Source organism: Janthinobacterium sp. UMAB-56 (genome assembly GCF_900095265.1).
In the GTDB taxonomy this organism is placed as follows: Bacteria; Pseudomonadota; Gammaproteobacteria; order Burkholderiales; family Burkholderiaceae_D; genus Janthinobacterium.
Map to the genome: position 1 here is coordinate 360270 of NZ_LT607653.1, position 12426 is coordinate 372695.

Below are 12426 nucleotides of genomic sequence, written 5' to 3' on the forward strand. Positions count from 1 at the left end.
CTGGAGTGCCCCATGCTTTCATTGCTGTACTTGATAGCCATCCGTCAGGGTGGCCAAAAACTTGACTATATCCTCGATCTCGCCCGCCGTCAGCGCCGGCGCCATGCCGCGCTTGCGGTCGAACGGTGCTTCGCTGACGTTCACGTTGCTGCGGTAGTTGCTCGGCACGTCGTTGAATTTCTGCACTTTTCCCCGTTTGTCGCGCGGATACCATTCTTGCGGATGGGTATCGCGCCGCACATAGAAACGCAGGGCATCCGTCAGCTTGTCGAACACGCCGTTGTGAAAAAATACCTGGCGCGTGGCTACATTGCGCAGGCTGGGAACCTTGAAGGCGCCGCATAACTCTCCTTTCAGCGTCAGATCCGTGCGGTCGGGGCCGCACAAACCCAGGTCGAAATAGGCCGGGTCGGCGGTGGCGGGAATGCGCGTATTGCGCGGCACGCCCAGATTGTCGAAACTGAAGTCCGTAAACAACGGTGGCGCGCCATGTTCGCCCCGCACGCTGGGGTGACAAGCGGCGCAATTGCCCTTGCGTTCATCGTTGAACAGGGCCAGGCCGCGCAATTCGGCCAGCTCCAGCGGAACCTTGTTGGCCAGGTAAAGGTCATATTTGGAATCGTAGCGGTGGAAATCCGGCTCTTCCTGTTGGAATTGCTGCAAGGCATAGGTGATGCGGCTGAATGCCTGTTGCGGTTGCGCAAAGATGGCGTCGCCAAAGACGCGCCGGAACGCTTCCGCGTAACTGCCCTTGCGCAGCCTTTCCACTACCTCGTCCGTGCTGGCATTGGCCATTTCGTGCGCTGCCAGGAACGGTCGCTCCGCCTGTTCTGCCAGGCTGGCGGCGCGGCCGTCGCGGTTGATGCCGCCGTTGGGCGCGCCTTCTGCATCAAAGCGGAAGGGCGGATTGTGTTCCAGATAGCGCAGCGATGGCGTGGCGCGGTAGCCGTGCGCCTGGCCATCGGCGCCTCCCAGTTGCACGGCCAGCTTGTTGCCGGGCGCGTAGGCGTGGGCCGGATCATGGCAACTGGCGCACGATTGCTTGCCCGAAGCGGACAGGCTGGCATCGTGGAAGATGTGCCGCCCCAGCTGTGCGGCCGGACTGAGTTCGGCCGCCAGGCAGAATGTTCCTGTCAGGCTGGCCATTGCAGAAATGCACACGTGTGCAAGTTGTGTCCTGAAAAAGCGCCTCAAGGCGCGTGGCGGGTCGGTATTTTTCATATGCAAGATGGGTTGACGGCAAGAAGGAAGACACGAGCATGCTGCGACCAGTATAGGCAGCAATGGCTGGCGTGGCAACGATTAGCGATGCTGCGCTGCGCAAGAAGAGGCAAGGGAAGCGCCGGCGGCAGAGAGGCCGCCGGCCTGGCCCGTCATGCTCGACGGGCTGGTGTCATGCGGCCATCAGGCGCGCAAGGTGGACAGGATGGCTTGCAGCACGGCAGCGCCCAGGGCGGCGCTGCGGGCACCGCTCCAGCCCGTTTGCGGGTCGGGATCGTTGGCGTTGTCCTTGAACGGCAGTTCCAGGGTCAGCGACAGACAGCCGAAGGCGTGGGTGATGTGGGGCGACCCCATGGTCAGCACTTCCGGCGTGAACGGGCCGTCTTCATAGCCGTGCTCATCCTGGAAGTCGGGGCTGGCCACCTTGAAGTCGGCGATGAAGCGGTCTTGCTCGGCCTTTTGTGCCGGCGTGAAATTTTCCAGCGCGTCGCTGCCGGCCACGAACACGTAAGGCAAGCCTTCGTCGCCATGCACGTCGAGGAACAGGTCGCAGCCGATTTCATGCATTTTCTGTTTCACCAGGAACACTTCCGGGCTGCGCTCCATGGTGGGCGTCATCCATTCGCGGTTCAGGTTGGCACCGGCCGCGTTGGTACGCAGATTGCCATGCACGGAACCGTCCGGGTTCATGTTCGGCACCACGTAGAAGACGGCGTCCTGCAGGCACTGGCGGGCAAACGGATTGGCCTGGTCCAGCAAGGCTTCGAGCATGCCTTCGACAAACCATTCGGCCATCGTTTCGCCGGGATGCTGGCGCGCGATGACCCAGACTTTCTTCTCGGCATCGGCATCGCCGACCACCAGCAGATTCATGTCGCGGCCTTCCACGGTGCTGCCCAGGTCGATCAAGCGCACCAGCGGCGAGGCTTGCGCGCTGTCGATCAGGGCCAGGTGGCGGTCCCATGGATACGGTTCGAAGTAGGCGTAGTACACGCTTTCTTCTTCCGGCGTATGGCTAATGGTCATCACCGTGCCGTCAAAGCTGGTGGGTACGCGGAACCAGGTTTCGCGGTCGTAGCTGGCCACGGCCTGGTAATCTTTCCAGCCGTCCGGGTAGGCCGACTTGCCTGCGTTCATGAAGCGGATCGTGCACGCCTCGCCTTGCGCGCCTTGCAGGCGGAAGTAAAACCACTGCGTGATGTCGGCGTGGGAATCCTTGCGGATATTGAGCTCGATGGAGTGGGCATCGTCGGCGCGCAGCACCTCGATCGCGCCGGCGTCGAATTGCTGGCTGATTTTAATGGTCATGTGTGTTCCTGATAAAAACGTATGGGTTTTGCATCGTGTGCAATGGCGCGATGATACCTGTTTTGCGCTGGCCTTTGTGCTGGCGCAAACGATAACGGACGTGCTTTGCTAACGTGGAAGCTCCAACACGGGGAGATCATCATGGACGACAACGGCAACCATATACGCGAACTGGAAAAGAAAATCAGCGCCCTCAGCGACGCTCTGGCGCACCTGGGCAAGGGCACCACCTTGCAGGAATTGCTGCGCATCCTGCGTTTTCCCGGCTATACGACGCCGGCCGAATTCACCTTCAATGCCGCCATCCTCGACACCATGTTGTTGCAGGCCAATGCGCTGGAAAAGCTGGGGCAGGATTTATTGGCTGGCGCGAAACAGGTAGTCGTCAAATCATGAACGTTGCGTAAGGGGCGCTTGCTGAACGTCTGAAAATAGTTCAGGCGCAGGGCCGCAGGCAGTAGGAACGCAGGCCCAGGTCCTGCACCGCCGCCATGGCCATTCTGTCAGGCATTCAGGCCGCCGAAGCGTTCGTAGAACCACGGTGCTACCTCGGGCGCTTGCGCATCCTCGCGCCGCAAGGTGGCAAGGATATGTTCCTCGGCGGCCGCATACGTGAGGCGGTACAGGTCGCGGGCCAGCGCATAGGCTTGCGTGCCGGGCCACGGTACTGGCAGCAGTTCGACGGGTAGTTGCGGGTCGTGCAATTGCACGCGGCGGTAGGCATGCGTCAGCAGCGAGCGGATGACGAAGGCTTGCTCCGCATCGAACACGGGCGCTTCTTCAAGCAGGCTCAGCAGGGGCTGGAAGCTGGCGATGAATTTTTCGTAGCCGGCCATCACTTCCGACAAGTCCCAGCAGTCGCCCACCATGTCGCGCAGGGGACGCGTGCTCACGCCCGGCAATTCCGTGGTGTGGCAGACATACAGCTTGCCCTGCACCTCATTGCGCACGAGGATATCTTCCAGCGCCTCCGTATTGCTGGCCGGGTGGCCAAAGATGCCGGGAGAGATCAAGCCATAGCCAGCCCACAATAATTCCTTGCGCAGTGCCCCCCGTTCGGCCGCGCCGATGCTGCCGGCCGGCCCGATTACCAGGGTCCAGCTGCCATCCCAGTGCACAACCAGTGGCGCATAGATGCGGCGATAGGCGCGTTCGAAGCGGGCCAGCGCCTCAGGCCGTATCGTATAGGCGCTGCGGCGGCCGTCGCGCTGCGAGCTGAGCCAGCCTTCCTGCGCCAGGCGGAACACGCTGGTGCGCAATAAACGGTCATTCACGCCAAATGGCGCCAGCAGGTCGATCAGGCTACCCAGCCAGATGGCACCGCCGCGCGGCACGATGGCGTCGCCAAAGATGGTCATCACCAGGGACTTCGAGCGCGGTGGGTCGCTTTCCAGGAAATCGGCTATCCATGCCGTGCAGCGGGTGTTCTTCATGTGGTTCCGGTCTGGCCGTGTTGCGGTCGGTTCAATAAAAAGCAGCAGTTTACTTGGCTGCGCGGGTAGCGCGTCAATAATTTACCGGAAGCGCTGGTGGCACTCCGCAATGTTTTCTCATACGCAATATCATACGCACAAAAAATCCGCACAAGATACGATTTTTTAAAATGATTCATATCAAGTGTATGCAAATCGTTTTTTGTATCGTATCATCTGTTTATCGCACCGCGTTGCTGCGCAAAATCAAAGACATGGGAGACAGATCATGTACGCACAAATGGTTGAAACCGGCCTCAAGAACGTCCGCTCCATCGACGACATGGGCCAGGAAGAGCGCGCTTTCCAGGCGCGCATCGACGAAGGCATCAAGATCGAGGCCAAGGACTGGATGCCAGACGCCTACCGCAAGACCCTGATCCGCCAGATTTCGCAGCACGCGCATTCGGAAATCGTCGGTCAGTTACCCGAAGGAAATTGGGTCACACGTGCACCGACCCTGAAACGCAAGTCCATCTTGCTGGCGAAGATACAGGATGAGGCGGGCCATGGCCTGTACCTGTATAGCGCCGCAGAAACCCTGGGCGTGTCGCGCGACGACTTGCTGGCCGCCTTGCACTCGGGCAAGGCCAAATATTCCAGCATCTTTAACTATCCCACCTTGTCGTGGGCCGACATGGGCGCCATCGGCTGGCTGGTCGACGGTTCCGCCATCATCAACCAGATTCCCCTGTGCCGTTGCTCGTATGGCCCGTATGCGCGCGCCATGATCCGCGTCTGCAAGGAAGAATCATTCCATGCGCGCCAGGGCTACGACATCATGATGTCGCTGTGCAAGGGCACACCCGAGCAGAAAGCCATGGCGCAGGATGCGCTGAACCGCTGGTGGTGGCCATCGTTGATGATGTTCGGTCCGTCCGACGCCGCTTCCGTCAACAGCGCCCAATCGGCGCAATGGCGTATCAAGCTGTTCTCGAACGACGAATTGCGCCAGCGCATGGTCGACCAGACCGTGCCGCAAATCGAATACCTGGGGTTGACCGTGCCTGATCCCGACCTGAAGTTCAATGCGGAAACGGGCCATTATGAATTCGGCGAGATCGACTGGTCCGAGTTCAACAATGTCTTGAAGGGCAATGGCCCGTGCAACCGCGAACGCTTGCAAACGCGCGTGAAAGCGTATGAAGACGGCGCATGGTTCCGCGATGCCTTGCTCGCCTACGCAGACAAGCAAGCCGCTAGCAAAGCGGCAGCCTGAAAATATCGATAAAAGGGGATAGCAACATGAGCAAAGAATGGCCTTTGTGGGAAGTTTTCATCCGCAGCCAGCACGGCCTGGCGCACAAGCATGTGGGTAGCCTGCACGCTTCCGACGCCAGCATGGCGGTCAACCATGCGCGCGACGTCTACACGCGCCGTAACGAAGGTGTGAGCATCTGGGTGGTACGCGCGGCCGATATCGTTGCCAGCAGCCCGGGCGACAAGGGCGCCCTGTTCGAACCGTCGAACAGCAAGGTGTACCGCCATCCCACCTTCTTCCCGATGCCGGAAGAAGTCAAGAACCTGTGATGGGAGCGCCAGTAATGGATGATAAAGTCAATTACCTCCTGCGCCTGGGCGACAATGCCCTGATCCTCAGCCAGCAGTTGTCTCAGCTGTGCGGCAAGGGCCCGGCGCTGGAAGAAGACATGGCGCTGACCAACGTGGCGCTGGACTTGCTGGGCCAGACGCGCTTGTGGTTCAGCTATGCGGCCGAACTGGAAAACGCGGGCCGCGACGAGGACGACATCGCCTTTTTGCGCGACGCCCACGACTTCAAGAACTGCCTGCTGGTCGAACAGCCGAACGGCAATTACGCCGACACCATGATGCGCCAGTTCCTCTTCGACAGCTGGCACTACTTCCAGCTGCTGGAACTGACGAAATCGACGGACGCTCGTATCGTCGAAGTGGCGCAAAAGTCGATCAAGGAAGTCACGTATCACCTGCGCCGCAGCGGTGACCTGATCGTGCGCCTCGGCGACGGCACGGCGGACAGCCACGCGAAAACGCAGGCCGCCGCCGACAAGCTGTGGATGTACACGGGCGAGATGTTCAAGTATGACGCCGTCGACCAGGCCATGCTTGCCGTCGGCATCGCGCCGCCATCGGAGGTGCTGCGCCAGGCGTTCCTGGAGCACGTGGCCGAGATCTTCGCCGAAGCGACGCTTGTCCTGCCGGCGCCCGACGCCTGGATGCAAAAGGGCGGCAAGCAGGGCACGCACACGGAACACCTGGGTTTTATTCTGGCCGAGATGCAGTTCCTGCAGCGTGCCTATCCCGGAGCGGAGTGGTAATGAGCACGCCCGCGGCAGCGCTGGACGCGGCCCAGGTATGGGCCTGGCTGGGCGACGTGCCGGACCCGGAAATTCCCGTCATTTCGGTGGTCGACCTGGGCATTGTGCGCGCCGTCGACGTGGTCAGCAACGATGAATGCATCGTGACGATCACGCCCACGTATTCGGGTTGCCCGGCCATGCAGGTGATCGCTGATGCCGTCACGGATGCCTTGCGCAGCCGTGGCGTGCAGAAGGTGACCCTGGTGAACCAGCTGGCGCCGGCCTGGACCACGGACTGGATGAGCGAAGCGGGCAAGGTCAAGCTGAAAGGCTATGGCATCGCCCCGCCGCAGCAGCAGGTGATCGACATCAGCGGTTTGAAAGGCGGTGTCAAGCGCCAGCCCATGCCGAAGCTGGACGTGATCTGCCCTAACTGCGGTTCCACGCAAACGCAGCTGACCAGCCAGTTCGGCTCCACGCCGTGCAAGGCCCTGTACAAATGCCTGGCTTGCCGCGAACCGTTTGACTACTTCAAGTGCCACTAAAAAAATCAGGCACACGTTCCGAAGAAACTGGAGATGAAGCATGAGTAAATTTTATCCGCTGAGCGTAGCGAACGTGCGCAACGAAACGCGCGACACCATCGCCGTCACGTTCGACGTGCCAGCGGAACTGCAGCAGCAGTTCCGCTACCAGCAGGGGCAGCACCTGACCCTGCGCGCCCATATCAATGCGGAAGACGTGCGCCGCTCGTATTCCATCTGTTCGGCGGTACAGGATGGCACCCTGCGCGTGGCCATCAAGCGCACGCCGGGCGGCGCCTTTTCCACCTGGGCGAATGACACCCTGAAAGCCGGCGCCACCATCGAAGTGATGCCCCCCATGGGCCATTTCAACGTGCCGCTCGACTGCGTCAACCGCAAGCACTACCTGGCGTTTGCGGCCGGTAGCGGCATCACGCCCATCCTCTCCATCATCAAGACGACACTGCTGACGGAACCCCAGAGCCGTTTCACCCTGTTCTACGGCAACCGCGCCTCGTCATCCGTCATCTTCAAGGAAGAACTGACGGACTTGAAGGATGTGTACCTGGAGCGTTTGAACCTGGTCTACGTGATGAGCCGCGAGCAGCAGGATATCGAATTGTTCAACGGCCGCATCACGCAGGAAAAATGCGAGCAATTCCTGCAGCACTGGATCAGGGTAGAAGACTACGACAACGCCTTCATCTGCGGCCCGGAAGACATGATGCTGGGCGTGTCCGCTGCCCTGCAGGCGGCCGGCATGCCGAAGCAGAATATCAAGATCGAACTGTTCGCTGCCAGCATCCCGAAAAGCGCCCACAAGCCGCGTGCCCAGCTCGCTGCGGACGCCGTGCAGGAAACGGAAGTGACCGTCATCATGGATGGTAACCACACTACCTTCACGATGGACAAGGACAAGGAATCCATCCTCGACGCGGGCCTGCGTTACGGGCTGGACATGCGCTACTCGTGCAAGGGCGGCGTGTGCTCGACCTGCCGCTGCAAGATAATCGACGGCAAGGTAGAAATGGACGTCAACTACGCGCTGGAAGATTACGAAGTGGCGCGCGGCTTTGTCCTCAGTTGCCAGAGTTTTCCATTGACCGACAAGGTCGTGGTCGACTTCGACCAGGCAGAATAAAGCCGGCGCAGGGAACACGCCCTGTCATATCTATTACAAAAGCGAGACGCCATGAGCTACCAAAATATTCTCTTTAGCATCGAGCATGGCATCGCCACGCTCACCCTGAACCGTCCCGACAAGCTCAATAGTTTTACGCAAGCCATGCACGAAGAAGTACGTGACGCGATTGCGAAAGTCAATGCCGACAGCTCCGTGCGCGTCTTCGTGCTGACGGGGGCGGGCCGTGGTTTTTGCGCGGGCCAGGATTTGTCCGACCGTGCCGTGGAGCCCGGCTCGAAGGGCGTGGACCTGGGCGAGTCGGTGGAAAAGAATTATGCGCCGCTGGTGCTGGCCTTGAAAGCACTGCCGATGCCCGTGATCTGCGCCGTCAATGGCGTGGCCGCCGGCGCGGGTGCCAACCTGGCGCTGGCCTGCGATATCGTCATCGCCGGCAAGTCGGCCAGTTTCGTGGAAGTGTTCTGCAAATTGGGCCTGATCCCGGATACGGGCGGCACCTTCTTCCTGCCGCGCCTGATCGGTTCGGCGCGCGCCATGGGCCTGGCCATGCTGGGTGAAAAACTGACGGCGGAAAAAGCGGAAGACTGGGGCTTGATCTGGAAATGCGTGGATGACGCGCAACTGGCGGAAGAAACGCAGAAACTGGCCGTGCACTTTTCCACGGCGCCGACCAAGGGCCTGGCCTATACCAAGCAGGCGCTGGCCGCCAGCGGCGCCAATACCCTGCCGCAGCAACTGGCGCTGGAAGCGCGCATGATGAGCGATCTCGGTAACAGCGACGATTACCGCGAAGGCGTGGCCGCCTTCATGGAAAAGCGCGCACCGCAATTCAAGGGACACTGATATGACCGAATTGGCAAACAAACTGGCAAACAACAGCATCATCGCCGTCATCGGCAGCGGCGCCATGGGCGCCGGCATCGCGCAGGTGGCCGCAGCTGCCGGTTACAGGGTAAAACTGTACGACACGCGCGCGGAAGCGGTGAGCAAGGCTTTGCTCGATATCGGCAAGATGTACGCGAAGCTGGCCGAAAAGGGCCGCATGACGGCGGAGGAAGCCACCGCCGCCACGGCGCGCCTGCAGGCGGCCGCCAGCCTGGCCGATGTGAGCGACGCCGCACTGGTGGTGGAAGCCATCGTGGAAAACCTCGACGTCAAGCGCGGCCTGTTCGCAGAACTGGAAGCGCTGGTCGGCGACGACTGCATCCTGGCGACCAATACCTCGTCGATTTCCGTCACGGCCATCGCTGCCAAGCTGCGCCGCCCGGAACGCCTGGTCGGCATGCACTTCTTCAACCCGGTTCCCCTGATGGCGCTGGTCGAAGTGATCAGTGGCCTGGCCACCAGCGAGCAAGTCGCCGCCACCGTGTATGACACCTCGATTGCCTGGGGCAAGAACCCGGTGCATGCGAAATCGACGCCCGGCTTCATCGTCAACCGTGTCGCCCGTCCGTTCTACGCGGAGGGCTGGCGCCTGTTGAACGAACAGGCGGGCGACCCTGCCACCATCGACGCCGTGCTGCGCGAAGCGGGCGGTTTCCGCATGGGGCCTTTCGAGCTGATGGACCTGATAGGCCACGACGTGAATTTCTCCGTCACGCAATCCGTGTTCGGCGCCTACTTCAACGACCCGCGCTTCACGCCGTCCGTGCTGCAGCAGGAAATGGTCAACGCCGGTTTCCTGGGCCGCAAATCGGGCCGTGGCTTTTACCTGTACGGCGAGGGTGCCGCTGTCCCCGTGGCGCAGGCGGAAAGCGCGCAGCCAAAGCCCGAATTCGTCGCCCTGTCGGCCGCCATCGGCGGCGATGGGCGAGGCCACAGTGGCACTATTCGCAGCCTGGTACAACGCCTGGAGCAGGCCGGCATCACGGTCAGCCGCCGCGTGACGCAGGAAGGCCAGGCACACGACGAAGCGCCCGCCCTGCACTGCCATGGTGCCGCAATTTATCTCACGGATGGGCGCAGCGCCACCCAGCGCGCGCACGACAACCAGCATCCGGACACAGTGCTGTTCGACCTGGCGCTCGATTACGCTGATGCCCGCCGCATCGCCGTGGCCCGTGCCGACCAGTGCAGCGACGCCGCCTATGCCGCCGTCGTCGGCCTGTTCCAGGCGGCCGGTTTCATCGTCACGCGCCTGGACGACGTGCCTGGCCTGGCCGTCATGCGCACTGTTGCCATGCTGGCCAACGAGGCGGCCGACGCCGTCAACCAGGGTGTGTGCACGGTGGCTGCCGTCGATATCGCGATGCAGAAGGGCGTCAACTATCCGCGCGGGCCGCTGGCCTGGGCCGATGCCGTGGGTGTCCAACACATCGTGACAGTGCTGCACCACCTGGCGCAAGGCTATGGCGAAGACCGCTACAGAGTCTCGCCGCTGCTGCGCCGCAAACTCGCCAATGGAGCAAGCTTTCATGCCGCATGAAGAACACCACATGACCTCTCAGGCACTGGCTGAAGCAGCCGCCGCCTCCATGCTGTCGCGCGACAGCGCCACCCAGGCACTGGGCATTGCCCTGGCCGAAGTGGGCCCCGGCCATGCGCGCATGACGATGACGGTGCGCGCTGACATGCTCAATGGCCACCAGACCTGCCATGGCGGCTTCATCTTCGCCCTGGCCGACAGCGCCTTTGCCTTTGCCTGCAACAGCTACAACATGAACACCGTCGGCGCCGGCTGCACCATCGATTACCTGGCACCGGGCCGCGAAGGCGACGTGCTGACGGCGCATGCCGTCGAACAGGCGCTGGCCGGCAAGAGTGGCGTCTACGACGTCAAGGTCAGCAACCAGGACGGCCGCGCCATCGCGCTATTCCGTGGCAAGTCGATCCGCGTGGCGGGTGAAGTGATCCAAGAGCAGGCTTGAACTGCCGGCAGGAATAACAAAGTTATAGAACCGAATGAGGAGACAGAGATGGTCCAACGTAATCCCGCCCCGAATGACCTTGAGCCGATCGAGCGCGCCAGCAAGGATGAACTGCAGGCGCTACAACTCGAACGCATGAAATGGACGCTCAAGCACGCGTATGACAACGTGCCCCATTACCGTGCCGCTTTTGACGAAGCGGGCGTGCATCCGGACGACCTGAAGTCGCTCTCCGACTTGTCGAAATTCCCGTTCACCGATAAAAAAGTCTTGCGCGACAATTACCCGTTCGGCTTGTTTGCCGTGCCGCGCGAGCAAGTGGTACGCATCCACGCCTCCAGCGGCACCACGGGCAAGGCCACGGTGGTCGGCTACACGCAAAACGACATCGATACCTGGGCCAACGTGGTGGCGCGCTCGATCCGCGCAGGCGGCGGCCGCGCGGGCGACATGGTGCATATCTCCTACGGCTACGGCCTGTTCACGGGCGGACTGGGCGCACATTATGGCGCCGAGCGCCTGGGTTGCACCGTCATTCCGATGTCCGGCGGGCAGACGGAAAAGCAGGTGCAACTGATCCAGGATTTCAAGCCCTCCATCATCATGGTCACGCCGTCCTACATGCTCAACATTATCGAGGAATTCACGCGACAGGGTCTCGACCCTGCCGAATCGTCGCTGAAGGTGGGCATCTTCGGCGCCGAGCCGTGGACGGACGCCATGCGTTCGGAAATCGAGACGCGCGCCGGCATCGACGCCGTCGATATCTACGGCCTGTCCGAAGTGATGGGGCCTGGCGTGGCGTCCGAATGCATCGAGAGCAAGGACGGTCCCGTCATCTGGGAAGACCATTTTTACCCGGAGATCATCGATCCGGAAACGGGCGAAGTACTGCCGGACGGTGCCGAAGGCGAGCTGGTGTTTACCTCGCTGTCGAAAGAAGCGCTGCCCATCATCCGCTACCGCACGCGCGACCTGACCCGCCTGCTGCCGCCGACGTCGCGCTCGATGCGCCGCATCGGCAAGATCACGGGGCGCTCCGACGACATGCTGATCATCCGCGGCGTTAACGTCTTCCCCACGCAGATCGAAGAGCTGATTTTGAAGATGCCGAAGCTGGCGCCGCAATATCAGTTGGTGGTCACGCGCGACGGCCACCTCGACAAGCTTGAAGTGGTCGCCGAGCTGCGCATCGACCTGACGTCCACCGTCTCGGCTAGTGAAACGGACGCCCTGGCGCGCGAGCTGGAACACCGCATCAAGACGCACGTGGGCGTGAGCACGCGCGTGCGCCTGGTGGCCGCTGCCGGCATCGAACGCACCCTGACGGGCAAGGCCCGCCGCGTGGTCGACCAGCGCCCGAAGATTTTCTCCTGATAGCCCGAACAAGGAACCAAACATGAACGATGCTTTTATCTGTGACTTTGTCCGCACTCCGTTCGGCCGCTATGGCGGCGCGCTGTCCAGCGTGCGCGCGGACGACCTGGGCGCGCTGCCTATCGCCGCGCTGATCGCCCGCAACCCGTCCGTCGACTGGTCCGCCATCGATGACGTGTTCTACGGCTGCGCCAACCAGGCGGGTGAAGACAACCGCAACGTGGGCCGCATGGCTGC

The 12426-nt window shown here is 61.7% G+C and carries 13 protein-coding genes and 1 pseudogene; 11 read left to right on the forward strand and 3 right to left on the reverse strand.

What is annotated here, in order from left to right; all coding sequences use genetic code 11:
- Nucleotides 1-18 precede the first annotated feature (18 nt).
- Both K0F85_RS07575 and K0F85_RS07580 read right to left on the reverse strand, forming a co-directional pair.
- Nucleotides 19-1146 carry a cytochrome-c peroxidase gene (locus tag K0F85_RS07575; RefSeq protein ID WP_257572597.1) on the reverse strand — a complete coding sequence of 376 codons (1128 nt, stop codon included), beginning with the start codon at nucleotides 1144-1146 and terminating at the stop codon, nucleotides 19-21.
- A 258-nt stretch (nucleotides 1147-1404) separates the two neighbouring features.
- Entirely contained in the window at nucleotides 1405-2529 is a 1125-nt protein-coding gene (locus tag K0F85_RS07580) for a M14-type cytosolic carboxypeptidase (protein ID WP_219115430.1), read from the reverse strand.
- A gap of 141 nt (nucleotides 2530-2670) precedes the next feature.
- Between K0F85_RS07580 and K0F85_RS07585 the strand changes: the two genes are divergently transcribed.
- Nucleotides 2671-2925, forward strand: a complete 255-nt coding sequence (locus K0F85_RS07585) for a hypothetical protein (RefSeq protein ID WP_219115431.1) — start codon at nucleotides 2671-2673, stop codon at nucleotides 2923-2925.
- Between the two features lie 107 nt (nucleotides 2926-3032).
- Here K0F85_RS07585 and paaX read toward each other — a convergent pair whose 3' ends face one another.
- Nucleotides 3033-3962: a phenylacetic acid degradation operon negative regulatory protein PaaX gene (gene paaX, locus K0F85_RS07590; protein WP_219115432.1), complete on the reverse strand. Its 930-nt coding sequence runs from the start codon at nucleotides 3960-3962 to the stop codon at nucleotides 3033-3035.
- A 268-nt stretch (nucleotides 3963-4230) separates the two neighbouring features.
- Between paaX and paaA the strand changes: the two genes are divergently transcribed.
- The 10 genes and pseudogenes from paaA to K0F85_RS28625 all read left to right on the forward strand — a co-directional run.
- Nucleotides 4231-5220 carry a 1,2-phenylacetyl-CoA epoxidase subunit PaaA gene (gene paaA, locus K0F85_RS07595; RefSeq protein WP_219115433.1) on the forward strand — a complete coding sequence of 330 codons (990 nt, stop codon included), beginning with the start codon at nucleotides 4231-4233 and terminating at the stop codon, nucleotides 5218-5220.
- 26 nt (nucleotides 5221-5246) lie between these two features.
- Nucleotides 5247-5531, forward strand: coding sequence for a 1,2-phenylacetyl-CoA epoxidase subunit PaaB (gene paaB, locus K0F85_RS07600; RefSeq protein ID WP_010401476.1), 285 nt, complete (start codon nucleotides 5247-5249; stop codon nucleotides 5529-5531).
- A 14-nt stretch (nucleotides 5532-5545) separates the two neighbouring features.
- Nucleotides 5546-6298 (forward strand): 1,2-phenylacetyl-CoA epoxidase subunit PaaC, encoded by a 753-nt coding sequence (gene paaC / locus K0F85_RS07605; RefSeq protein ID WP_219115434.1) that lies wholly within the window; start codon nucleotides 5546-5548, stop codon nucleotides 6296-6298.
- The gene (paaD, locus tag K0F85_RS07610) at nucleotides 6298-6825 is read left to right on the forward strand and encodes a 1,2-phenylacetyl-CoA epoxidase subunit PaaD (RefSeq protein ID WP_219115435.1); all 528 of its coding nucleotides are present in this window, start codon (nucleotides 6298-6300) and stop codon (nucleotides 6823-6825) included. The genes paaC and paaD overlap by 1 nt, the downstream gene beginning before the upstream one ends.
- Nucleotides 6826-6865: 40 nt before the next feature.
- Complete coding sequence (gene paaE / locus K0F85_RS07615; protein WP_219115436.1) at nucleotides 6866-7945, forward strand: 1,2-phenylacetyl-CoA epoxidase subunit PaaE; 1080 nt, start codon at nucleotides 6866-6868, stop codon at nucleotides 7943-7945.
- A 51-nt stretch (nucleotides 7946-7996) separates the two neighbouring features.
- Nucleotides 7997-8788 (forward strand): 2-(1,2-epoxy-1,2-dihydrophenyl)acetyl-CoA isomerase PaaG, encoded by a 792-nt coding sequence (gene paaG, locus K0F85_RS07620; RefSeq protein WP_219115437.1) that lies wholly within the window; start codon nucleotides 7997-7999, stop codon nucleotides 8786-8788.
- Between the two features lies 1 nt (nucleotide 8789).
- Complete coding sequence (gene paaH / locus K0F85_RS07625; protein ID WP_219115438.1) at nucleotides 8790-10370, forward strand: 3-hydroxyacyl-CoA dehydrogenase PaaH; 1581 nt, start codon at nucleotides 8790-8792, stop codon at nucleotides 10368-10370.
- 10 nt (nucleotides 10371-10380) lie between these two features.
- The gene (gene paaI / locus K0F85_RS07630; RefSeq protein ID WP_374198648.1) at nucleotides 10381-10812 is read left to right on the forward strand and encodes a hydroxyphenylacetyl-CoA thioesterase PaaI; all 432 of its coding nucleotides are present in this window, start codon (nucleotides 10381-10383) and stop codon (nucleotides 10810-10812) included.
- A gap of 48 nt (nucleotides 10813-10860) precedes the next feature.
- A complete protein-coding gene (gene paaK, locus K0F85_RS07635) occupies nucleotides 10861-12189 on the forward strand; it encodes a phenylacetate--CoA ligase PaaK (RefSeq protein ID WP_219115440.1) in 1329 nt (442 codons plus the stop codon).
- Between the two features lie 22 nt (nucleotides 12190-12211).
- A pseudogene (locus tag K0F85_RS28625) lies at nucleotides 12212-12426 on the forward strand (3-oxoadipyl-CoA thiolase); the annotation flags it as partial.